The 18728-nt window shown below is 57.8% G+C and carries 31 protein-coding genes; 4 read left to right on the forward strand and 27 right to left on the reverse strand.

The window, feature by feature from the left end; genetic code table 11:
• Window positions 1-44: 44 nt before the first annotated feature.
• Both AC1MEW_RS25790 and AC1MEW_RS25795 read right to left on the reverse strand, forming a co-directional pair.
• Window positions 45-425: a phage tail assembly chaperone gene (locus tag AC1MEW_RS25790; RefSeq protein ID WP_480424076.1), complete on the reverse strand. Its 381-nt coding sequence runs from the start codon at window positions 423-425 to the stop codon at window positions 45-47.
• Between the two features lie 3 nt (window positions 426-428).
• The gene (locus AC1MEW_RS25795) at window positions 429-1082 is read right to left on the reverse strand and encodes a phage tail protein (protein WP_322269059.1); all 654 of its coding nucleotides are present in this window, start codon (window positions 1080-1082) and stop codon (window positions 429-431) included.
• A gap of 175 nt (window positions 1083-1257) precedes the next feature.
• Between AC1MEW_RS25795 and AC1MEW_RS25800 the strand changes: the two genes are divergently transcribed.
• Complete coding sequence (locus AC1MEW_RS25800; protein ID WP_480424078.1) at window positions 1258-1494, forward strand: hypothetical protein; 237 nt, start codon at window positions 1258-1260, stop codon at window positions 1492-1494.
• Between the two features lies 1 nt (window position 1495).
• Here AC1MEW_RS25800 and AC1MEW_RS25805 read toward each other — a convergent pair whose 3' ends face one another.
• Genes AC1MEW_RS25805 through AC1MEW_RS25835 form a run of 7 tightly spaced genes read right to left on the reverse strand, consistent with a single transcriptional unit; the run spans window position 1496 to window position 5521 of the window.
• Window positions 1496-1912, reverse strand: coding sequence for a phage tail terminator-like protein (locus AC1MEW_RS25805; protein WP_480424080.1), 417 nt, complete (start codon window positions 1910-1912; stop codon window positions 1496-1498).
• Window positions 1909-2562, reverse strand: a complete 654-nt coding sequence (locus AC1MEW_RS25810) for a hypothetical protein (RefSeq protein WP_480424081.1) — start codon at window positions 2560-2562, stop codon at window positions 1909-1911. The genes AC1MEW_RS25805 and AC1MEW_RS25810 overlap by 4 nt, the downstream gene beginning before the upstream one ends.
• Window positions 2559-2930: a hypothetical protein gene (locus AC1MEW_RS25815; protein ID WP_480424082.1), complete on the reverse strand. Its 372-nt coding sequence runs from the start codon at window positions 2928-2930 to the stop codon at window positions 2559-2561. Before AC1MEW_RS25815 ends, AC1MEW_RS25810 begins: the two co-directional genes overlap by 4 nt.
• Before the next feature lie 16 nt (window positions 2931-2946).
• Window positions 2947-3450: a DnaT-like ssDNA-binding protein gene (locus AC1MEW_RS25820; RefSeq protein WP_480424084.1), complete on the reverse strand. Its 504-nt coding sequence runs from the start codon at window positions 3448-3450 to the stop codon at window positions 2947-2949.
• A 3-nt stretch (window positions 3451-3453) separates the two neighbouring features.
• Window positions 3454-3771 carry a hypothetical protein gene (locus tag AC1MEW_RS25825; protein ID WP_480424085.1) on the reverse strand — a complete coding sequence of 106 codons (318 nt, stop codon included), beginning with the start codon at window positions 3769-3771 and terminating at the stop codon, window positions 3454-3456.
• Window positions 3772-3817: 46 nt separating this feature from the next.
• Window positions 3818-4780, reverse strand: a complete 963-nt coding sequence (locus tag AC1MEW_RS25830; RefSeq protein ID WP_480424087.1) for a major capsid protein — start codon at window positions 4778-4780, stop codon at window positions 3818-3820.
• Window positions 4781-4792: 12 nt separating this feature from the next.
• Window positions 4793-5521 (reverse strand): hypothetical protein, encoded by a 729-nt coding sequence (locus tag AC1MEW_RS25835; protein ID WP_480424088.1) that lies wholly within the window; start codon window positions 5519-5521, stop codon window positions 4793-4795.
• 129 nt (window positions 5522-5650) lie between these two features.
• On the opposite strand from AC1MEW_RS25835, the gene AC1MEW_RS25840 reads away from it, so the two are divergent.
• Complete coding sequence (locus AC1MEW_RS25840; protein ID WP_480424090.1) at window positions 5651-6148, forward strand: hypothetical protein; 498 nt, start codon at window positions 5651-5653, stop codon at window positions 6146-6148.
• Window position 6149: 1 nt separating this feature from the next.
• On the opposite strand, the gene AC1MEW_RS25845 is transcribed toward AC1MEW_RS25840, so the two are convergent.
• The 5 genes from AC1MEW_RS25845 to AC1MEW_RS25865 are packed head-to-tail and all read right to left on the reverse strand — an operon-like array spanning window position 6150 to window position 11026.
• Complete coding sequence (locus AC1MEW_RS25845) at window positions 6150-7235, reverse strand: minor capsid protein (protein ID WP_480424092.1); 1086 nt, start codon at window positions 7233-7235, stop codon at window positions 6150-6152.
• Window positions 7210-8625: a DUF4055 domain-containing protein gene (locus AC1MEW_RS25850; RefSeq protein WP_480424093.1), complete on the reverse strand. Its 1416-nt coding sequence runs from the start codon at window positions 8623-8625 to the stop codon at window positions 7210-7212. Before AC1MEW_RS25850 ends, AC1MEW_RS25845 begins: the two co-directional genes overlap by 26 nt.
• Window positions 8622-9923, reverse strand: coding sequence for a terminase large subunit domain-containing protein (locus AC1MEW_RS25855; protein ID WP_480424095.1), 1302 nt, complete (start codon window positions 9921-9923; stop codon window positions 8622-8624). Before AC1MEW_RS25855 ends, AC1MEW_RS25850 begins: the two co-directional genes overlap by 4 nt.
• A complete protein-coding gene (locus tag AC1MEW_RS25860; RefSeq protein ID WP_429543889.1) occupies window positions 9910-10371 on the reverse strand; it encodes a DUF2280 domain-containing protein in 462 nt (153 codons plus the stop codon). The genes AC1MEW_RS25855 and AC1MEW_RS25860 overlap by 14 nt, the downstream gene beginning before the upstream one ends.
• Before the next feature lie 31 nt (window positions 10372-10402).
• Complete coding sequence (locus AC1MEW_RS25865) at window positions 10403-11026, reverse strand: putative metallopeptidase (protein WP_480424096.1); 624 nt, start codon at window positions 11024-11026, stop codon at window positions 10403-10405.
• 74 nt (window positions 11027-11100) lie between these two features.
• Here AC1MEW_RS25865 and AC1MEW_RS25870 point away from each other — a divergent pair, with 74 nt between their 5' ends.
• Both AC1MEW_RS25870 and AC1MEW_RS25875 read left to right on the forward strand, forming a co-directional pair.
• Window positions 11101-11622, forward strand: a complete 522-nt coding sequence (locus AC1MEW_RS25870; protein ID WP_480424098.1) for an N-acetyltransferase family protein — start codon at window positions 11101-11103, stop codon at window positions 11620-11622.
• Between the two features lie 120 nt (window positions 11623-11742).
• Window positions 11743-11943 carry a hypothetical protein gene (locus tag AC1MEW_RS25875; protein WP_480424099.1) on the forward strand — a complete coding sequence of 67 codons (201 nt, stop codon included), beginning with the start codon at window positions 11743-11745 and terminating at the stop codon, window positions 11941-11943.
• Between the two features lie 28 nt (window positions 11944-11971).
• Here AC1MEW_RS25875 and AC1MEW_RS25880 read toward each other — a convergent pair whose 3' ends face one another.
• The 13 genes from AC1MEW_RS25880 to AC1MEW_RS25940 form a co-directional block, all read right to left on the reverse strand.
• Window positions 11972-12262: a hypothetical protein gene (locus tag AC1MEW_RS25880; protein ID WP_480424100.1), complete on the reverse strand. Its 291-nt coding sequence runs from the start codon at window positions 12260-12262 to the stop codon at window positions 11972-11974.
• Between the two features lie 325 nt (window positions 12263-12587).
• On the reverse strand, window positions 12588-12776 hold the full coding sequence (locus AC1MEW_RS25885) for a hypothetical protein (protein WP_480424101.1): 189 nt from the start codon (window positions 12774-12776) through the stop codon (window positions 12588-12590).
• Between the two features lie 53 nt (window positions 12777-12829).
• Window positions 12830-13162 (reverse strand): phage holin, lambda family, encoded by a 333-nt coding sequence (locus tag AC1MEW_RS25890; RefSeq protein WP_150634722.1) that lies wholly within the window; start codon window positions 13160-13162, stop codon window positions 12830-12832.
• Window positions 13163-13329: 167 nt separating this feature from the next.
• Complete coding sequence (locus AC1MEW_RS25895) at window positions 13330-13911, reverse strand: DUF642 domain-containing protein (RefSeq protein WP_480424102.1); 582 nt, start codon at window positions 13909-13911, stop codon at window positions 13330-13332.
• A gap of 8 nt (window positions 13912-13919) precedes the next feature.
• Window positions 13920-14105, reverse strand: a complete 186-nt coding sequence (locus tag AC1MEW_RS25900) for a Com family DNA-binding transcriptional regulator (RefSeq protein WP_480424104.1) — start codon at window positions 14103-14105, stop codon at window positions 13920-13922.
• Between the two features lie 175 nt (window positions 14106-14280).
• The gene (locus AC1MEW_RS25905; protein ID WP_480423618.1) at window positions 14281-14862 is read right to left on the reverse strand and encodes a hypothetical protein; all 582 of its coding nucleotides are present in this window, start codon (window positions 14860-14862) and stop codon (window positions 14281-14283) included.
• The gene (locus AC1MEW_RS25910; protein WP_480423619.1) at window positions 14859-15455 is read right to left on the reverse strand and encodes a recombination protein NinG; all 597 of its coding nucleotides are present in this window, start codon (window positions 15453-15455) and stop codon (window positions 14859-14861) included. The genes AC1MEW_RS25905 and AC1MEW_RS25910 overlap by 4 nt, the downstream gene beginning before the upstream one ends.
• Entirely contained in the window at window positions 15452-15919 is a 468-nt protein-coding gene (locus AC1MEW_RS25915) for a recombination protein NinB (protein WP_480424106.1), read from the reverse strand. The genes AC1MEW_RS25910 and AC1MEW_RS25915 overlap by 4 nt, the downstream gene beginning before the upstream one ends.
• Window positions 15912-16700, reverse strand: a complete 789-nt coding sequence (locus tag AC1MEW_RS25920; RefSeq protein WP_480424107.1) for a hypothetical protein — start codon at window positions 16698-16700, stop codon at window positions 15912-15914. The genes AC1MEW_RS25915 and AC1MEW_RS25920 overlap by 8 nt, the downstream gene beginning before the upstream one ends.
• Window positions 16681-17142, reverse strand: coding sequence for a hypothetical protein (locus AC1MEW_RS25925; protein WP_480424109.1), 462 nt, complete (start codon window positions 17140-17142; stop codon window positions 16681-16683). Before AC1MEW_RS25925 ends, AC1MEW_RS25920 begins: the two co-directional genes overlap by 20 nt.
• Window positions 17143-17156: 14 nt before the next feature.
• Window positions 17157-17519 (reverse strand): helix-turn-helix domain-containing protein, encoded by a 363-nt coding sequence (locus AC1MEW_RS25930; RefSeq protein WP_480427343.1) that lies wholly within the window; start codon window positions 17517-17519, stop codon window positions 17157-17159.
• Between the two features lie 11 nt (window positions 17520-17530).
• Entirely contained in the window at window positions 17531-17863 is a 333-nt protein-coding gene (locus AC1MEW_RS25935) for a hypothetical protein (protein WP_480424110.1), read from the reverse strand.
• On the reverse strand, window positions 17860-18705 hold the full coding sequence (locus AC1MEW_RS25940) for a phage antirepressor KilAC domain-containing protein (protein ID WP_480424112.1): 846 nt from the start codon (window positions 18703-18705) through the stop codon (window positions 17860-17862). The genes AC1MEW_RS25935 and AC1MEW_RS25940 overlap by 4 nt, the downstream gene beginning before the upstream one ends.
• Between the last annotated feature and the right edge of the window lie 23 nt (window positions 18706-18728).

Here is an 18728-nt window from a genome sequence, read left to right on the forward strand (position 1 = left end):
CTCTTCAGCTGAAGGCCCTTGCTCGTAGAGGGTGCGTGCAGCGCTTAGGAGTTTCCCAGGCGAGCCTTGCTGAATGCATCGGAGTACGCCCCCAGCACCGCGCTTGGGGTAGCGCTGATTGAGCTGACCAGGATGCGGAGATTCTCGTCGGTGAACTCTTCGTCCACATCCCAGCCGGCAACGATTGCCTTGAGCTGCTCCACCTGCAGATCGATCAGCAAGGTAGTGAACTGCTTCAGTCCCACCTCTTCCGATTTCAGCCCCAGCGCCTTATGCCGCTCGCCCCAGTCGGCGTACAAATCTGCCAACTCGGTTCGGTCGCGATACTTGAACTCAAACCCCACCTTCACCGGTTCGCCGCCAACTGTCGGGAGCATGACGTCGGCCTTGAAGGTCGGGTTTTGGATAAGCGTGAACTTGGCCATGGGTTACACCACCGACAGGTAGCGGGTTGGCTCGGACTGCAACGCCAAGTTCACGGTACGGGTGAGCAGGTTATTGCGGGAGACGGCCGGCTGTTTCGAGAACGAGGTGTAGGCCCCGTACAGCAGCATGTCATTGCCCGGAAGATTCAAGCGAGCCGCCTGCACCTGCTTGCCCGCATCAGCCTTGAGCAGCACCGCATTGAAGGCCTGAGTCGGGTCATCGGCGATGGTCAACACCATGCTGGCGGCAGACTTGTCGGTCGGCATCTGTTTGCCCTGGTCGTCCTCAAGGAACACCACGTCCAGATAGTTCTGTTCGCCACCGGAGAAAGCCAGGTCAGTGACCTGTGGTATTTGCACCCAGGTGAGCACCTTTCGCATGGTTCCGGCGCCGTTGCCAGCCGGGAATATCTGCGTGTCGGTGGTATCGATCGCTTCCAGGGTAACCGCCGAGGCGGTTGCGGATTTCACGCGAACAACCTTGTTATCCAGTTGGCTCCAGCCGGAACTGAGCAGGACGATATCGCCGGCGTCGAAATCAGCGCCGACGACCGAGGCTACCGCCTCGGATGCGTTGGAAATGGCAGTGAACGGCAGCGCAACCTCATAGGTTGCGGCGTGCTGGAACTTGCCGCCGTTGGGGATCTTGTAGCCCATGGGTTTTTCCTCTTTGCAGAAATGACAAAACCCGCTCAATGGCGGGTTCTGGGGTTGCCCAACGGGCGCGTTAAGGGAGGTTGAAAATCATTACTTTGATCGCATAGACCCAAGAGATGGTACGTTGCGAGCATTGCGGCTTTAGCCATATCTAAGATATCGACCCGGAGCAACAATGAAACAGGACGTAATTCGTATCGCTAAAAAGTTAACGATATTCACAGTGGTGCTGGCTGCGTTTTCAGCTTATGGAGCGAACTCGCACTTCGGTCTCGAAACCTGGGCAGGGGATATCGGCCTGTTTGCAGGCCTTTGGGTAGCCGCCTTGCCTATGACAGCTCTTATTGTTTTGATATTTGCAATTCCATGGTACTCAATCAAGCGGTACCGAAATCGCCGAAGTAACGTGTAACTCACTGAGTGTCGGCTCGGTACAGAAACGAGACAGGCACGGTAAACGTGGTGTCGTCAGGAATGCCTGGGCCGGGGTCTACCGGGCTCATGGTCACCACCGTCAGCGCGCCCTTCGTATTGCGCTCGTACAGCGGAAACAGCACCGCGATCTGGTCGGCCAGCGCACCGGCCGCGCCGCGATACTTGCCCGACGGCGTCACGATGCTGACCTGAAACACGCCGGTGTACAGTTTGTGGTCGCCGCCGAGCGTGTTGCTTGCCGTGTCGCTGGGCAACGTGAACGCCTTCAGATAAGTCGCCCCGTCAGCGGGCGTGTAGGCCTCGTTCTCGACGACGACCTTCAGCGGTACCGGCAAAGCCTTTGCCCAGGCGATCAGCTTGGTCTCGTAGATCGAGGCGATGATGTTGTGGCTCATACTTGGTTGTTCCTGATTGTTTCATCGACGATCTGTTGAAAGCGAGCCAGGGTGATGCGAACCATGCCGCCGGGCGCCTGCTTCGAATGTCCGTACTCGAGTGGTACAGCGTACGGAAGGTTATTCACCAGGTACGCGGTCTGGCCGATGGTCAGCGACTGCACCTGGGTCCTCAGTACCGCAATCGAGACGTTGCCCGATGGGTCGATCTGATCGAGTACGCCGTCAGCCGGTGAATCGATTGAGAACTGCCAGTTCCCGCGGAACCGGCCTCCGACGTAGCTCTTGCCCGCGACCAAGCCGTTCACGTTGTAGTTCTGGTCGCGCTCAGTCTTGGTCAGGGGCTTGGCGTACTTCACGCCGCGCTTCAGCTTGCCGGCCTTGGTGAAGTTGCTGTCGGTGAGGTTGATGACCGTATTGCGCACGGCCACCTTGAAGTCGTAGGAATCAGCCGCCGCAGTGTTGGCCTGGCGATGCGCGACGTTGGCCGCCCAGATCTCTGGATTGCCCACGGGCGACATGCGGATAACGCTGCTGCCGATCTCGATAACGATTTCGCGAAAGGTGGCGTCGAGCCCGGCCTGGGCCTGCTCGGCGAACTGGCGGATGTTCTCGGCGAAGCTGCCGTTGAGGCCTGAGTATTTGCTCATGTCCGAACCTGCAGCTCGTAAAGAATTGGCGTGCCGGCCGGGTTGATCTCTTTCAGCGGCGGAACGATTGACCAGGTGCGACCTTGAACGACCACCTTGTTCAGCAGGCCGGGAGCCCACTCAAGCCCCTGCGCGGCGATCTTGAGCTTCTTGTCGCCTTGCTTGATGAGGCTATTGTTTTGGAACTCCTGCCCGGTGAAGTCGAGCAGGATTCCTTGGGCGCTCTGCTCGATGATGGTGTCAGGGCCTGCGGTGCCGGTTTCGGGGTCGTACTTGCCGGCGGTGGTCGCCCGGATGATCACGGGTTGGCCGAACTCTGTGATCATCTCCAGAGCCATCACGGCCATTTCGTCGTAGAAGGCGGCCATGAAAGCTCCGTTTCAGCTATGCGCGGACGGCGAACAGGCCCCGCTTTTGTAGGTAGTCAGCAAACTGCGTAGCGCTCGGACGATCCGGCGCGGCTGGCAGCAGCCTGTTGCTGGTGTTTGGGATTGCAGCGTACTGGCGCGTTACCGCCCCCTCGACGCGGTCCAGCAGGACAGCGCCCTTGCGCTTCTCCACTGGGTCGATATCGTCCTGATGAATCTCAGCGGCCAAGGCCATCTGGCCGTACTGGATTCGCGCAGGCAGGTAGTTGTCGGGCTTGATCTGCTGATCCAGCTCGATACCTCGGCGCGGCCAGGCCAGAGCCTGATCGCTATCCGTCTTGCGCCCCTTCCAGGTCTTGCCATCCATCGCCAAGGCGGCCCGGCGAAGCAGCGCTTCTTGCGCGACAACATCGGCAGGAATGACCACGCCGAACTTCACGGCGTACATGGCCAAGTCCTCGGCAGATGCGTAGCTTTCGGCGTCTGGCTTGCCGGTGCCGTCCTCGATGATGAGAGTCATGAATCAGCTCGCAGGAATGAGTTTGAGAAGGTCGAGCTTCGGAGCTTTGACATCATATTCGATGCCTCGAGCAGTCAACCACTCGCGTAATTCGCCGACACCCATTTTTAACGGATCGGCGTCGAACTCGCCTTGCATATTGCCATGATCCAAGAGCGTTACTTCGACGCCCACCGCCTCATAAGCAGCTGCGATCTCAGGATAGTCGCCAATGATCACAACGGTCGTTGCGTCGCGCTCAATCAAACGAAACAGATCGGGATTGCGGTAACGCTTTTCCGGATCGAAGCCATCAAGCTGATTGCTGTACGTCAATTCCATGATGCTCTCCGTGGCGGCCATTGCTGACCGCACCCAAGGGTTGTTGTTAGCCGCCAACTGGAGGCGTGGTGGTCAGTTTGATCATCACGCCGGCGGTGACCTTATTGCTGCCAGCATGCTTGACCCAGTTTGCAGCGGAACCAACGGCGGCCAGCGTTGGGTTCGAGCCGCCAGTCGCTGCCTTCCAGCTGTAACCCAGCACATCGATGTTCACGGTGCCTTCAGCGCGGTAGCCGATACCGAGGTTTTCTTCGTCGTTCACTTCGTAGGAACGGAAGCCAGGGGCCTGGGACTCGGTGATCGTCACAGCGTTTGGCAGCAGGCCGAAGATCACGTCCGAAGGCGCGGTATCGGTCACCAGCACCGGCTTGCCGAGGGTGCCCGGCAGGCCGCCGTAGATCACAACGCCCGCTTCTTCGTAGATCTTGCTGGTGATCGCCTCGTCGACAATGTCGAAGTAGGCGCTGGAGTGCATGACCCAGAGCGCGATCCGGCCGAATTTGTCACCAAACTTGCGCATACCGCGAGTCAGTGTCTTCTTGCCGTCGGTTTCGATGTTGGCGGAAACCACCATGTCGGTGTTAGAGCCAATGGCTGCACGAAGGCCGGCCGTGGCGTACTGGATGAAGCCTTCCAGAGTTGCATCAGCTACGTCGGCGCCGACGATCTGGGAGAACTCTTCGACCGGGCGGCCGCGGCGTTTGAACGCTTCCTCGGTCGTTTGGTATGGGCCGTATTTCCACGGAGCCTTCACACCCACTGCTTCGCCAGCGCTGATTTTCTTGGCGGAAACTTTGCCTTCGGAATTGACGTCACGGTGTTCCAGCGAGCCGTTCAGCTTGTACAGCGCGCGCTTGCGGAAGTCGCCTTCGATCAGCTCATTGTCGAGCACCATCGCGCCGTTGGACGATGCGTTGAAGATATCCAGGTTGTCCTGAACACGCTCCAGGTATGCGGTTTGCGCCTCATCGTTGTAGATGATCAGATCGCTGTTAACGGTTGTAGCCATGGGTGAATCCCCTTACTTGGGCAATTGCAAATATGCGGTTTGGCCGTGCTGGCGCTGATAATTGCGCTTCTGCTCGGAGGTCATTTCGGAGCGTTTCGGCGTGGCCTGACCATTCACCCGCTCCAGGGCATTTGTTCCTGTAGCCCTGGGCCACAAGTGAGGTGCGCTTTCGCGCAGTGATTCCGCCCATTCGAGCGGAGTCAGTGGGTTTTTTCCGTCTTTGCCGAGGACGGTCTGGCCAGACTGATCGACAGCGACCGCTTCGCCCTCTTCAGTCAGTGAAAACACGCCCTTGGCGCGAAGGATGATGTCGTCGGTTGCTTCCGGCAGAGCGCCGGCTTTCAGTGCTGCGCCGCGTACTGAGTCGCTCAGGACTTTGCCCTGGTACTTCGCGGCGAAGGCTTCCGCCTTCTCGGCGCGACCGGTTACGGTCTTCAACTGCTTGTCGTAGTCGCCACGCAGGCGCTCCGTGCGGCGGTTGAACACCTCGTCCACCTTGCCCTCTGTTAGCAGCTTGGTTTCTTCGTCCTGACCTGCGCGGCTGAGCAAGCCTTTGACGGCGTCGATGTCGATGCCTTCAAACTGGGTTTCAAACTGGGTCAGCTTGCCGGAGGTTTCCTTCAGCTTGCCCAGCAACTCGTTGTTTTTCGACTTCAGCCCGGTAACAGAGGCTTCAACGGCAGTCGCGATAGCGGCCTTGATTGCCGGGTTTTCCAGGTCGATTTCGTTTTCTTCTGCCACGTTGATGCACCCCTTGGGCTTGGTTTACCCGCTTTGCGGGCACAAAAAAACCCGCTAAGTGCGGGCGTATTTAATTAGAATCTCGGTTTTACTATCGCTTAGCAAAGCGAGTTTTCGGATAGGAATCCAATGAGCGAAGCAGCTATCACCAGTAAATTCAGCATCATATTTCCCGTCGCATGCACGCTGATTGGAGTCTTCGCCACAAGTACCTTCACCTGGCTAACCAGCTATCAAACGGCATCCCTGAGTCAGAAAAGCGCTTGTATTCAACGGATAGACACACAGGAAAAACTTCTCCGGGAGAAAGGTGAGGCTTTTCTTGCCGCAATGGGCGACATGCTCAATTATTCAATTTTTCCAAAAACCTCAACCGCTCGTGAGCTTGCAGAGAATGCTGGCCCGCTCATCAAGGCGGGGGTTGTAATGGCTGCATATGCCCCGCCGGAACTTGGACTCAGGTCAATCATGATTTCCAACTCAGTTCGAGCGGGATCTCTCGCCTCAATGCACAAGCTAGACGAGGACGCCGCAATGGGGACAATCGATGAATCCTTTGGAAAGTGGCACTCCGCCTTTTACGATGCGCTGAACGCACTGGATAAACAGCGCCAAAAATGTGAGTGACTCAGATCCCTGCTCGCTCGAATGCCAGCGGCTCAAGCCCTTTCATTTCCACCAGCGTCAGCGGTGCAAAGTTGCGATCAAGTTGAAGCTCGGCGAAACGCTGAACACTCAGGCCGCCCTCGCGGAATAGCTTCGCCCGAACAGGCCCGATCGCGACATCCTGAAAGGACGCAGGCTGCTGCTGAAGCCAGTGGTAATAGTCGAGGCTCGCGCTGACCTGGCCTGCGCCATCAGCTCCCACCGAAGCCCGTGTAGCGCCCTTGGCGAACATCTCGCTGAGTTTGGTGAGCAAAACGAACGTGGTGCGGCAGTTCGGGTGAAACGGTGGCCGAGGGCCGGAATCAACCGGGAACCGCCGTTTATCCATCGAGCGACATTGCTGGCTGGTCTTGCTGTCCAGCGTGGCGACCATTTCAACTTCGGAAACGATATCCGTATTGGCTTTGGCCACCTCCATGCGCGCTTGGGAGGACACATGCTGAATCGCCGTGTGTACAACGGTGCTGGCGTTGCGATTGGTCGTTGCCAGGATGCCGTCTTTGTACCCCGCCGCCTTGGTGCCGCGAATGTTGCGAATGACCTGAAAGTTCGTCTGACCTTCGAAGAAGCCCTGCCGGATCGTGCCGATAACGCGCTCCCGCTCCGCAGTGGTCCAACCCTTGATGAACGACTTCAGTAGCTTCCCGCCGCCAGTGCCGCGCACGCTGAGCGGGTTCGTCAGCACCGCCGCCCTGATGGCTACCGCCGTCGGCGCCGCAACGTCCAGCGACACACCAACTGGCGCGGACCTGGCTAGGCTCGTCGCCTCGAACTCAGCCTCGTAGTTGGCAATGTCGATCAGATCGAGATTCAGCTGCACGCTGTAGCGATCGAAGATGCCCAGCAGCAGGCTGTCGACCTCCTTCAGCAGCGCTTCAAGCCGTTTGACGTTGTACTCAGTCAGGTCCGACTGAGTGAGCCGGTCCCGGATCGAGCGGTCAATCTCCTTGAGAAACGGCGCGAACTTGCCGACCTCCCCCGCCTTCAGCTTTTCAAGGAAGACCGCATGCCGGATCGTGGCGTCAAGGATCGCTTGGTTTGCCGCCATTTGGTGTTACCTCGTCATCCAGGCCCAGGCCATCGCTCTGCTCTTGAAGCTCGCCGTCGATCTGCTGGTCTGTGCGCTCTGGGGCAATCAAGCCCAGCTTGCGCAAATAGGCCCGCAGGTCCGCCTTCGCAAATCCACCGTTCTGCCACAAGCCAACCAAGGCCGTGATCATCTGCGGATCAGCCGTCAGCTCGACGAACTCCTGATTGACCTGGTACGCGACTTTGTCGGTGATGCCCATGTAAAGGCCGCACCACATAATCGCCCGGGTATAGGCCTCGCTGACGTTGGCCACGCAACCGGCCAGCACCGAGGTTGACGCAGACTGATCGCCGCGGGACTCGGTAGCCGTTTTGGCTGCAAGGGACGCAACGACCATGCGGGCGCCCAGCTCGATCATCATCTGGTTCTTGTCGTTCATTGCCTCCCTGACAAGTGTGTTCGGTAGTGGTTGCGCATAGCCGAAGGCGCCGCCGACCGGAAGCATCATCGGCGCCCGAGAACCGACGTAAACGCCGTTCTTCTCCATCCAGTCGCGCCACTGCTCATCCAAACCGGAGATCCACGGTTGAGCCTGGCCACACCAGAAGACGCTGTCTTCGTAGTCAGCACTGTTGCGGTAATGGCCCAGATTGATCATCGCGATGTCGTACAGCGGCGATTCGTCGATAGTTGGATCGTTGTTCTGTGCGCCGACAAAGGTGAACGGGATTTCCTTGAGGCGCCCCGTAATGCCTTCCGGGGTGAATGTGTCCGTAACCTCAAGTGGGCCGCCACCTCTTGGGCCAGAGCGGCGCCAGACTCGACAGACAAAGCCATCAACCTCAAGCGCAAGCTCACGGAACTGCTCGATAGCCTTGAACCCGAAGCCATCCTCGATCTCTAACATCTCTCGCAGCACGACCAGAGTCAGCACGTTGTGACCATCCACCATGCCGGTGCGCCAGTTGATGATGTCCTCGGCGCAGTACGACAGGATCACCGAATGGCCGCCGACGCCTTTGTCCTGATGGTAATCGACGTACAGGCCGTGACGACCTGCCTCGAGCACCTTTTCCAGCGTGCCTTGCGAGTGCTGGTAGATGCTCACCCCGGAGCCGTTGGCGTTGTCCTGCAAGTACTCCAACTTCTTTGGCGCGGTGAGCGTCGGGTCTTTGTGGAAGGCCAAGCCAAGCAAGCCGTTGCGTGTGTGGCCGGTGGCGTTCTTGAACACTGCCCGCTCACGGTAGGCCTTGTTCCGATCGACGTTTTCCGGCGACTTGTCGTGCGCGTTGATGTACGGCAATCGAGAAACAACCCGGTGCTGGCCGGCGCAAACATCACGCACAGTTGCCCAACGGTCCAGCACTTCGATGTAGTCCGCCCGCTTGAAGGAGACGTCGTTGCTCATCGGGCGTATCCCATTTTGATAGCGGTGACCGGTTTGATAATCGGGTACTCGCGGTGAATGAAGTAACCACCGCCGTCGTTGGCGTGGTCGTTGCCCTGGCTCTTATCCGGCTCGCCGTTGGGCGCCCAGATCTGCTGCTCAAGGCCGTCGGCGTAAGTCGGGCATGTGAACGGGTTGACTAGGTAACGCCGCTCGCCCTGCGCATTGCAGAACATGGCGTTCATGGCGTTGATTCGGTCCTTGACTGGCGGGTTGGCCGCCGGAGCGATAACTGTGAAGCCAGCCTGCTTGAGCATGGCGATATCGGTCACGCTGGCATTGACCGACTTGCGCGAATCACCCGAGGCGTCCGGATAGATCCGGATCTCGCAGGTCTTCTTGTAGTCGTTGCCGGTGTGCTCCCAGTAGCGTTCCTTGATGCGGCGGATCATGTCCGGCGTGTCGTAGCCATCCATCAGCTCATCCACTGCGCGGGGAAGACCCTGGTCACGCTTGACGTGGGTCACTGCTGCCATCTTGCCGACGTTGAAGTCCATGCCGATGAACAGCGGCTCACCTGGCTGCACGGTATCGAAGCAGCTGTTCAGCTTGCGGTTGTACGTGTGGTAGATCGAACCGGATGTCAGGTTGACGAACTGACCGTTCAGGTAAGCGAGGATCAGCTGTGGTGGATACGACTCCATCAGCGATTCGATGTAGTCGCTTGGCAGGTTCAGCTCGTTGTCGAACGTGCTGGCCTGCACCAGGCCGTACATCTCATTCAGCTTCGGCTTGTCGCGGAGCTGCTTCACGAATTGCAGGAAGACGAACTTGAAGCCTTCCGGCGTCGTGGTTACGTCCACCCCATTCTTCAGCCCGGGCAAGTTGTAGCGCATCCGGGCGATGATCTTGCGCCAAGCCTGCTGCGCCTTGATCGACGTCAACACGTCCAGCTCATCCACCAGGGCGTGGCCAATCTTGAAACCGACAATCGTCTGCGGCTTCTCCATCGACCGGCAGATCACAGTGCCGCGATACTGCCGGCCGCTGTAAATGTGAACCTCATGGTTCGCCTGGTTGATCTTGGTCTTCAGCCCCCAGTCATAGGCAACCTCTTCCACCGTTGGGTAGAAGATGTCCCGGATCTGCGGGTAGGTCGGTGCGAAGTAGCCAGCGTTGACGCCCGGCCACTCCATGAAGTGCTTGCACAGCGCCGAGCATCCAACCCAGGTCTTGCCTGAGCCAAACCCTGCAACGAATGCGCGGAATTTGTGGGGCAACAGGAGGAACTTCGACTGCGGAACGTTAAGGCTCGGCATTCGGCTTCCTCGCATCCACTACGTCGACCTGGATGCGGGTCGGGATTGCCGGCTCGTCGTCAGGCTCATCCTTGCGGTTGCGGTTGACGTACATGTCGCCGGTTTCTTTCGCAGCCTGTTCCAGAATCTGCATGGCCAAACCGATGTTTTTCATCGTCTCGGCACGTTCTACGAACCGATTCATGGCGCGGAGGCGGAAGGCACGGTTCGCGATCGGGATCTCTGCCGTCTCTTCGCGGAAGCGCTTGCGAGTGTCGTGAAACAGCGTCACCCACTTCTTTGCCAGATCTCTCCCGGCACGCTTGGTCGGGTCTTGGGCTTCACACTGCTGGCGGGTGACCTCGATGCCGAATTCTTCTCGGACAGCAGCTGCAACCTGCGAAGGAGTGTCAAAGCACGCCAAGGCCTGAACCATGAAGCCTTTCACCTCATTGTTCAGGGCTGCCATAGGGTAAATTCCGTCTTAGGTCTGTCAGGGGTCAGGCCGATCTGAGCAGACAGGTTCCGCAGGCCCTCGATATGTTCAATTTCCCCACCTCAGCAGGACTGTTTGCTGCATCCACCAACGCTTGTACGTCAGGACTTGCGCCATAGCGGCGGACCACACCGACGAACTCTTCGACGTCGTGTCCACGCAGCTTCAGCTTGGGAGCGCCCTCTTCGGTGAAGGCTGGCTGACCGTACTTATCGGTCGCTTGGGCTATGTGATAGCACTCGTGCTCAATGAGCGCGCAGAAGTCGGCATCGCTGCAGGTCGAGCAGTAATCGGCAGCCAGTGTGATGATGAAGGCCGGCACATCGCCGAACCAATCACGCATCTGTTGTTCCATCCGAGCCTTCTGCCAACCACCAGCGCGGAACGCTACTTGCTCGGCCTGGCCCAGGACTGTGCGCCCCTGCTTCTCGAAGTGTGAGGACGCCCACATGATCCTGATGTCTGCATCCAGTAGATGGGCGTGGTCTTCGTTGTGAATGCTGCCGGTGTCGGCAAGGATCTCGGCTTGGAGCCACTCCCACATCTCTGGGGCTGGGGTCAGGCGGATACCGAAGTCAGATAGGTCAGACAGTTCAAGCAGTGACGCAGGGGGGTGTGGCCTGTCCATGGGCTACCTAATACTTGAAATACTGGAGCGTTGTGGGTATTGGTCGGGATCAACTCAACGCAAGGAGCGAGACAGTGATCAAAATTCGAGAGGCAACCACTGAAGATATCCACGCACTTCGTGATATCGGCATAGAGACGTATCGAGACCACTTCTCCGACATCTGGACCCCCTCAGGCATGCAGCATTTCTTGAGTGAAGACTTTTCAGTCCTGGCGCTTCAGGAGTCGATAGGGGCACCCGCACATCACTGTTGGCTCATAGCCGTCGATGAAGACGACAGAGCGGTAGGGTTCTCAAAGGTTAACTGGTCGAAGCCGATGCCTATTTCCGGCAAGGCCGGTGCGGAGCTCCAAAAAATTTACTTCCTAAAGACCCAAGCAGGTAAAGGCTATGGGAAACAGCTTCTGAAATTCATCCGCCAACTTGCCGAAGATCGTAAAGAGCATTTCATTTGGCTCGACGTACTAAAAACCAACGCCAGTGCGAGGCGCTTCTACGAGGGCTTCGACTTCGAAGTGCTAGGCGAGATCCCATTTAGCACCGACAAGACCGAGATCGGAATGGTTGTGATGTGCTGCGACATTTCCCGATAGGCGCATTCGATTGCCTCACAGTCGGGTTGTTTGGTTGTCATAGATAGCTCGATAAATGGCCATTGCGCGGATGGCATATTGATATCAAAATGACATGAAAGGCTGATATTGGAATTCTGAATGTACGACTTACCAAATCTCATCATCGCAGACAGCAGCTTTGGTCTGACCGTCTTGCAAGTAACGGCGGACGTCGTTACCAGTGCTCTTGAGGACCTGATTGCAAGGTCAGCGGTGGGCTTTGACATCACGCACCAACTGGATTATTCACAGCTAGCACTCTACGAAGATAGGCTCCAGGCTGCTCTCAACATCAAGTAGCCCAAACCCCTTACTCTCTGCCGCGCATTTACCCTTCCGCGTCTTCCAGAATAATTTCGATCAGCTTCTGCTCACCCAGCCGGAACAGGACTAGCGACTGCATATCGCCCGCCTTTGGGCCAAACCCGAACACGTCGATGCAACCGCTCTCGGCGCGCATACCGATCACACCAACCGAACAGGCTTTTCGCTCACCCGACTTAAGGTCATCGGCGATCTTGCGCAGCGTGTTCACGGCGTCTTGCCAGTCTTCGCGCTTGAATTCAATAACCTTCAACGTCATTCGCCCCCCCTGCATCTGAATGCTGTTTCGTTTCATCAAACTGCTCGTCGGTTTTTCAAGGCGCACACTTGATCCAGTGGCCAGTAGCCGCTATCCCTTAAGGTCAACATTGCTCGAGGAGTACAGGGGAAGAACATGATTCCGAGATTCGTTGTTGTCCCTGCAGTTCCAAAGGAAACAGGATCATCGCGCAACGGATCGCGCTTCTACTGCACAACCGACCGTATCGGCTTCAACATTTATGACAACGAGGACAAATGCAGGCTGCCAGCCAACTACCCAACTCGCATAGAAGCAAATGCAGAATGCAACCGGTTAAACGACGAGCGCCATCAAAGCGTGATTGCTGAGCATTCCCGTGTCAGCTCACCATGATGTTCGTCTGCACCTGGGCGTGCCCGTGCAAGAGTGATACGACCAAGCCCTGAGGTAGGCCGGCAGACTTGGCATCACTCACCGCCTTGGCGATGGCGCTATCCAGATCGGCTATGGCCTTGTTGATGTCCGGGCTCATCGGTAGAGCGTGGCGCAGGCGGGTAACGTTGCTCATGCCCTTCTCCAATGTCGCGACACGATTTACTGATTCACGAAACGTGTCGCGGATTATTCAGGCTTGCGGCTCGGCAGCTTAAAGTCAGTCACCCGGTCCGCGATGTTGCGGATCTTCTCCACACCCAGGAAGCCAACCCAGCCACCGGCAAAGGTGGCCATGCTCTGGGGCAGTCCGAAGAAATCCAACCCACTGATGATGGTCAGGGTCAGGCCGCCGCAGATGGCGCCCTCCACCAGCATCTGGCGACGAGTCCCGCCGCCGTAAGTGATGCGCAGGACCGCCATCGCGCAGGACAGCGCAGCCGCATAGAGGATCGGCGAATGCTGGCTCAACCACGCAAGCGCAATCGCCCATGTGTCTGGTTTGTCTGGCATGTTTGGCATCTCGGTTCCTCCCCTTCAGGGAGTCATGAATTTGTGCAGGCTTACCCTGCGGATTTGGATAGCTCCAGCAGCGCACTCTGCACGGAGCTATGGGTACGCTGGAGCCGAAAAAGTAAGGACCTCGAAGAATGCCAAGGTCCCAGTTCTGCTTAGATCAGCAGAACAAGTTAGAGCGGAACAACACTGACCTTGTCGATGAAGGCGAAGTGAGCATTTGGATCTTGATCGTTCCAGAAGCTCAGAGTGGTTTGAGGCGTGGTTGCAGTGAAATCGTAGGTCTTGGTTTCCCAGACGGTCGCATCACTGGTCGCGACAGGAGTGTCGAAGCTAGTCGTTTGTCCGGCCACTTTGACGTTGATGATGCCGTTGCCACTGCGATTCACATACTTGGAGTTGCCTGCGCTGAAGGTCAAGCGGTAGCGGGCCCCAACAACGGTGTTGATGTTCTGTTGAATGCCGCCGCCGTTCAGATAGGTGTAGTTGGCGAGGTCAACGCTCATCGCACCATCAGCGGCCACGGAGCTACCGATCGCAGCTCTGACATTCATGTACTCCACACCAGACAGAAAGGTCGTCCAGCCATTGATGAAGTCGGCTTGGGCAGGAGTATTCAGGATGCAGTCGTTGCTGCAGCCAGGGGCTTCAAAGCTGCCGTTCACTACCATCTCTGCGCCGAAAGCGGCGCTACCCGAAGCCAGTAAGGCAGCAGCCAGTGCAACCGGAGCAAAACTGTTTTTGATTACTTTCATGTTTGTACCTATAGAGTCGAATGATTGTTCGCGGAGGATTCCGCTTTCATGTCGCTCAAAGGCGATCGCTCGAGGCTCGTGGCCTTCTCATGATTCAACGTCCCGCATCGGGAACATTTGATCTGGAGCTCGGTAAACTCACCCACTCGGGCGAGAAGTCGTTTGCAATTTCCACATCTGCATTCTTTCAACATCTGCAAATTCCTTTTGCAAATTGCTTTATTTAGGTAACAAAAAGCCCCGAACTTGTCGGGGCCTTTGGCTTTCTGGCGGGCATAAAAAAACCGGCTTAGTGGCCGGCTTCTTGAGTAACTTGCCGAAGGCAAAATACTAACTATGGGGAAATCATGCCCTCAGCCGTGCGGGAAGTCAAGCAGCCTGTTTCATCTTGTAAATTACACCGCCAATTGGGCTTAAAGCACGAGCATCAATGTCGTGACAGGCATCGAAACAAAGCTGCACGAAAGGCGCCCAATCTCTGCCCCATGCAACGGATGGAAGCTCGATCCCATACTCCTCTTTCATCCAGGCGCGGAACACTTCTGGCTTGATCAGCGGATCAAGGTTAGATGACTGCCCTCCTTGGTGCATGTACCGGTAACGACGAAACACACCCTTGGCGACATACTCGGCCCGCTCCCGCTTACTGGCGGTCATACGCTCTACCCACGAGCAAGCCAGGTTGAATACGGCCTCTTCGGCCTCCTCCCTGTCATCACCGGTCGGCTCGGCCGCGTACATGGCATTGCCGAAGGCGCGCAACTGAAAGTGGAGCCGCGCTATTGCTGACTGAATATGACCAGCCAGTGCGCCGTGGATCGCTGGATTTGCAGTCGGGCCGCGCTCGGTCTTCTGTACGACAACCCCCAACTCTGCTGCATCCGAAGTCTGGCCTGGGGCCGGGTTGTAGTTGCAGTCGTGCCATGCCTGGCGCGCGGAATTTATCTTCATGCTACCCCCTTCAGTTCTCTGATCATGGCCCGGTATTCGGCCTTCATTTCCTTGAGATCCTGGATGGTGTAACGCTTGGCTTCGTGAGGGCCTTCCAGCCACTCAACACGTTCAAGGCCGATACGCCGGACCAGGGTGATTCGGTAATTCACGATGTCGCCGGATTTGTGGTTGTTGCAGGGTGCGCACTGTTTCCAGACATTGAGCGGCTCGAAGCGAAGCTCCGGATTCGCTCCTACGGTGCGATAGTGCCCGGCGTGCCATTGACCCTGGTGGTGTCGGCCGCAACTCACGCATGGCAGGGCTGCGTCACGCGCCCTCACCCACTCGTTGAACACGGTCTGCGTTTCCTTCAAGTACTGAGCCCGGGTCTTGAGCTTTACCCGCTTCTCGCGGATCTCTGCCCGCTCCTGGCGCGCCAGTGATTTACGGGCCTTCTCCTTGTTGGCGTTGGTGATCGCAATGGCGCACGGGACGCCACAGGCGGCCTGCAATTCTCTAACCGGAACAAACTCGGTCCTGCATTCGGCGTTTTTGCACTTCTTCTTCCGGAACACACGCGGGGATTTAGCGATGCCTGACTTCTTGATCACGCAGCTGCCTCCCACTGCTCAGGCATCTGCCCTTTCGGCTCGCTCCAGGTGACGCCCTTCTCGGCGCCGAACACGTACATGCATTCGATGACGTCGCCCAGTTCCTGAATGCTCATGCGCTTGGTGCTGACGCCGAGCATCACCACCCCGCCATTAACGCCCTGGGCCATGCGGATTTCTTGGCGGGCCGCCGCCGTCATCAGCGCTTTCCAGTCCTCGCTGTCCAGGCGCTGCATCAGGCCGTTGACCGGCCACTCCACCTGGCGCGAGATGTCGCCGAGCATTGCCCAGAGCTTGGCGTTCTGTTCCAGCGTGCGACGGGACTTCACGGGCCGGACGATGATCTCGACGGCGCCGACGGCGGAAAGCTCGGTGGCGAACAGATAGGCGACCTTGAACACTTCACGAATGCGATTTGAGCCGGCTGACCAGAAGTGGCGCGGTTTAAGGATTACGTTACCCATGGGATGCCTCCTTGCGTTGCGCAGCAACGATGGCCGCACGGAACTTGCGCTTGCGAAGATATGTGTCGACCCGATCTGCCTGAGCCTTCTTGAGTCGCTCGCGCTTCTGCCGCGCCTTTGCCGCATCAACGATCTGGCGCACTTCGGCGAGCTTCTCTCGCAAGTGCGGTGACGGCTCCGTGGTGGAACCTGTGATGAGCCCGGCTATGGCCTGGCCATCCGTGGTGATGGGCGGGATGCGAAGGTCAGCCAAGTACTGGGTACCGGCCTGCTGGGTGATCAGTTGCATACGGACTGCCGACTCGATCGCTGTAACACGGCGCGCAGGATCGAGGCCGAGGGAAACGCTCCAAGTGGTCGGTTTGGCTTCAGCCCGGGCAGCAGACACCAGACGCTCGTAAGCACTGTTGAATGCCATTCGGGCACCGACCACATCCCGACGACTCAAGACCGGCTGTGCCGCGACCATCGCTTGGCGAATCTCGGCGGTCATCACGACTGTTTCGGATTCGTCGCCTGCGGTCAGTGCGATAGACCAGGCCTCGTCTTTCCCCGGACGGCCATCGGCGGCCTGAACGCGCTGGAGAATGGCAGCAAGGGTCAGTTTTCCTGTCAGTTCGCGGCGGCAGGCCTGAAGCGCATCAATCAGTGGCCCTACGTCGTAGACTTCCAAATCACCCGCCATCATCGCCGCAGTCGGGCCGCTCAACGCCGTGCCCATTGCCTCAGCGGTCGCACACAGAGCATCAACAAGACTCAATTTATCGACGGAGGAAAGCATTCTGCGTACCTCCGTTCAGGATAATTGCCTTGGCCTGATCGGCCGCGCTCAGGTTCGCCTGAGTGCTTTCCATCTGCCGGGCCGTCACACTGTTGACCTGTGTGTTCGTGGCCCACTGGGTTCGGTATGACTCCGCCTTCGCCAGGAGCGAGCCAATGTCGTGGCAGGAGCGGATCAGGTACGAGTCGTTGATCGAAACGTAGTAGGCCGCGACGTAGCGAGCCTCTTCGGCGCCGAGACGCTTCAGCAGGTCGTTGATCTGTGTGTTGACTCGAGCGTTGCGGACAGGCTCGGTCTTGTAGCGCTCGAAGTATGCCGCGGCGTAGGAAGTCCAAATCCCCCGACAAGCCTCCTGCCGCTCATTCTCGAGTTTCTGCTTGGCACGCTTCGCATCGTCCAGGTTCACCAGTTCGCCGGTGGGCTGCCCGATCAGGGCTGGCAAAGAAGATTGCGGTTCTACTTTGGGTTCAGTGGCGGTTCTATTACGGTTCTGGGTGCAGCTGCTGCGGGGGGGTGGCGCATCACTTGCGGGGGTGCCTCAGCATTATCTGCGGGGTGCATCTTCTGCGGGGGTGCATATGCTGCGGGGGTTATGGTGTACATGGTCGACCGGCCCATGCGTTCACGCACCGACAGAATCCCAACTGAGCACAGCCACTTGATGGCCCCCTGCACTGCCCGCTCAGAAAGGCAGGTGCGGATAGCAATCTTGGCTACTGACGGCCAACAAACTCCCTCATCGTTCGCGTTGTCCGACAGCGAAATCAGTACGGACTTCTGCGTGCAGGTCATGCCCTGCAAAGGCCAGCAAAGACTCATGATTACGGTGCTCAAGCGGCCTCCTGTTGGATGGTGGCCGCGTCGTAACGCTCGACAGCACGAACGGCCAGTTTGAGCTTGCGCTTGGCTGTGTTGGCGGTTTGGAGGGCGTTGCAGCGGGCGATATAGAGGTGGCGAGTCGCTTCGATGACCGGAAGGAACTCTTCGATTTCGGGATTGATCGGGCGGCGATCTTCAAATGGGCGGCCGTGCTCTTCGAAGAAGTCGACATAGCCTTGATCCAGGCGGCGATGGGCTTCAGCCAGATCGTCAATGGCACGCTGATGGGCCATTGCGCGATCGGCAACGCGAAGGGACAGTTGAAGGCGTTCAGTAGTAATCACAGCGCACCTCCGAGCAGATCGGCTTCACGGCGCGCCCACAGCGTCTGGAGCTTGGTCAGCCCCTTACCGGTTACCCGTGGAGTGGAAACGATCGTCTTGCCGTTCTCGGGGTGTTCGAAGGTGCTGAGCTTCGCGGTCAGGTAGCCGGATTCAATCGGGCCTTGCATCGGTTCGTTTTTCCGGATGGTGACCCAGCGGCGCTGACGCAGGAACGCCATCAGGCGGTTCTGACCAGTGCCGATCAGCTTTGCGGCCTCGGCCACCGAGTAGATTTCGTGAGTGACGGTCACTACGTCGAAAAAAGCTGTCTTCGGCGCGTCGGCGGCGACCTTCTGCTCGAGCATCAAATTTTCGTGGGAAAGCTCGGTGTTGTCCGCTTCTAGGGCGACGACCTTCTTCACGTTGTCGGTGAGCAAGGCCAGCAAAGTGCGCGGGTCGCTCAGAGCGGCGGCATAATCGAAGGTTGGCTTGGTGTGAACCAGGCGCCAGAAGTCTTTAACGAGGCGTTTTTTGAACTCGCGAACAATCGTGCTGTTGCGCATATAGGTAAGGATCAGCGTCGACTGCTGCTCGTTGAGGTAGGCGAATTCTGTGGGGCGCCCTCCTGTACTTTCGGATTTGAAATCCAGAAGTCCGAACTCTTGAAGATCGGACTGGTAGGTACGGACCAGTTTGATGACGCTGGCATGATCCACTTCGCACCCTGCCGCGATGGCGAGAGTAGCTGTCACCGCCTCGCCATCTACAAGGCTGACGATTTCGGTCCGCGACACGTTTTTGGAATTAACAAAACGTGTCGCGACATTGGTCTGGGTATTGCCGGTGTTGAGTTGTGTGTGCATACTCGATTCCACAAGTTGTGTTG

Source organism: Pseudomonas sp. ASL4, assembly GCF_056680395.1.

Coding starts and splice junctions, on each gene's coding strand:
- AC1MEW_RS25790 (WP_480424076.1), bottom strand. CDS start 425: ATGGCCAAGTTCACGCTTATCCAAAACCCGACCTTCAAGGCCGACGTC.
- AC1MEW_RS25795 (WP_322269059.1), bottom strand. CDS start 1,082: ATGGGCTACAAGATCCCCAACGGCGGCAAGTTCCAGCACGCCGCAACC.
- AC1MEW_RS25800 (WP_480424078.1), top strand. CDS start 1,258: ATGAAACAGGACGTAATTCGTATCGCTAAAAAGTTAACGATATTCACA.
- AC1MEW_RS25805 (WP_480424080.1), bottom strand. CDS start 1,912: ATGAGCCACAACATCATCGCCTCGATCTACGAGACCAAGCTGATCGCC.
- AC1MEW_RS25810 (WP_480424081.1), bottom strand. CDS start 2,562: ATGAGCAAATACTCAGGCCTCAACGGCAGCTTCGCCGAGAACATCCGC.
- AC1MEW_RS25815 (WP_480424082.1), bottom strand. CDS start 2,930: ATGGCCGCCTTCTACGACGAAATGGCCGTGATGGCTCTGGAGATGATC.
- AC1MEW_RS25820 (WP_480424084.1), bottom strand. CDS start 3,450: ATGACTCTCATCATCGAGGACGGCACCGGCAAGCCAGACGCCGAAAGC.
- AC1MEW_RS25825 (WP_480424085.1), bottom strand. CDS start 3,771: ATGGAATTGACGTACAGCAATCAGCTTGATGGCTTCGATCCGGAAAAG.
- AC1MEW_RS25830 (WP_480424087.1), bottom strand. CDS start 4,780: ATGGCTACAACCGTTAACAGCGATCTGATCATCTACAACGATGAGGCG.
- AC1MEW_RS25840 (WP_480424090.1), top strand. CDS start 5,651: ATGAGCGAAGCAGCTATCACCAGTAAATTCAGCATCATATTTCCCGTC.
- AC1MEW_RS25845 (WP_480424092.1), bottom strand. CDS start 7,235: ATGGCGGCAAACCAAGCGATCCTTGACGCCACGATCCGGCATGCGGTC.
- AC1MEW_RS25850 (WP_480424093.1), bottom strand. CDS start 8,625: ATGAGCAACGACGTCTCCTTCAAGCGGGCGGACTACATCGAAGTGCTG.
- AC1MEW_RS25855 (WP_480424095.1), bottom strand. CDS start 9,923: ATGCCGAGCCTTAACGTTCCGCAGTCGAAGTTCCTCCTGTTGCCCCAC.
- AC1MEW_RS25860 (WP_429543889.1), bottom strand. CDS start 10,371: ATGGCAGCCCTGAACAATGAGGTGAAAGGCTTCATGGTTCAGGCCTTG.
- AC1MEW_RS25865 (WP_480424096.1), bottom strand. CDS start 11,026: ATGGACAGGCCACACCCCCCTGCGTCACTGCTTGAACTGTCTGACCTA.
- AC1MEW_RS25875 (WP_480424099.1), top strand. CDS start 11,743: ATGTACGACTTACCAAATCTCATCATCGCAGACAGCAGCTTTGGTCTG.
- AC1MEW_RS25880 (WP_480424100.1), bottom strand. CDS start 12,262: ATGAAACGAAACAGCATTCAGATGCAGGGGGGGCGAATGACGTTGAAG.
- AC1MEW_RS25885 (WP_480424101.1), bottom strand. CDS start 12,776: ATGAGCAACGTTACCCGCCTGCGCCACGCTCTACCGATGAGCCCGGAC.
- AC1MEW_RS25890 (WP_150634722.1), bottom strand. CDS start 13,162: ATGCCAAACATGCCAGACAAACCAGACACATGGGCGATTGCGCTTGCG.
- AC1MEW_RS25895 (WP_480424102.1), bottom strand. CDS start 13,911: ATGAAAGTAATCAAAAACAGTTTTGCTCCGGTTGCACTGGCTGCTGCC.
- AC1MEW_RS25900 (WP_480424104.1), bottom strand. CDS start 14,105: ATGTTGAAAGAATGCAGATGTGGAAATTGCAAACGACTTCTCGCCCGA.
- AC1MEW_RS25905 (WP_480423618.1), bottom strand. CDS start 14,862: ATGAAGATAAATTCCGCGCGCCAGGCATGGCACGACTGCAACTACAAC.
- AC1MEW_RS25915 (WP_480424106.1), bottom strand. CDS start 15,919: ATGGGTAACGTAATCCTTAAACCGCGCCACTTCTGGTCAGCCGGCTCA.
- AC1MEW_RS25920 (WP_480424107.1), bottom strand. CDS start 16,700: ATGCTTTCCTCCGTCGATAAATTGAGTCTTGTTGATGCTCTGTGTGCG.
- AC1MEW_RS25930 (WP_480427343.1), bottom strand. CDS start 17,519: ATGAGTCTTTGCTGGCCTTTGCAGGGCATGACCTGCACGCAGAAGTCC.
- AC1MEW_RS25940 (WP_480424112.1), bottom strand. CDS start 18,705: ATGCACACACAACTCAACACCGGCAATACCCAGACCAATGTCGCGACA.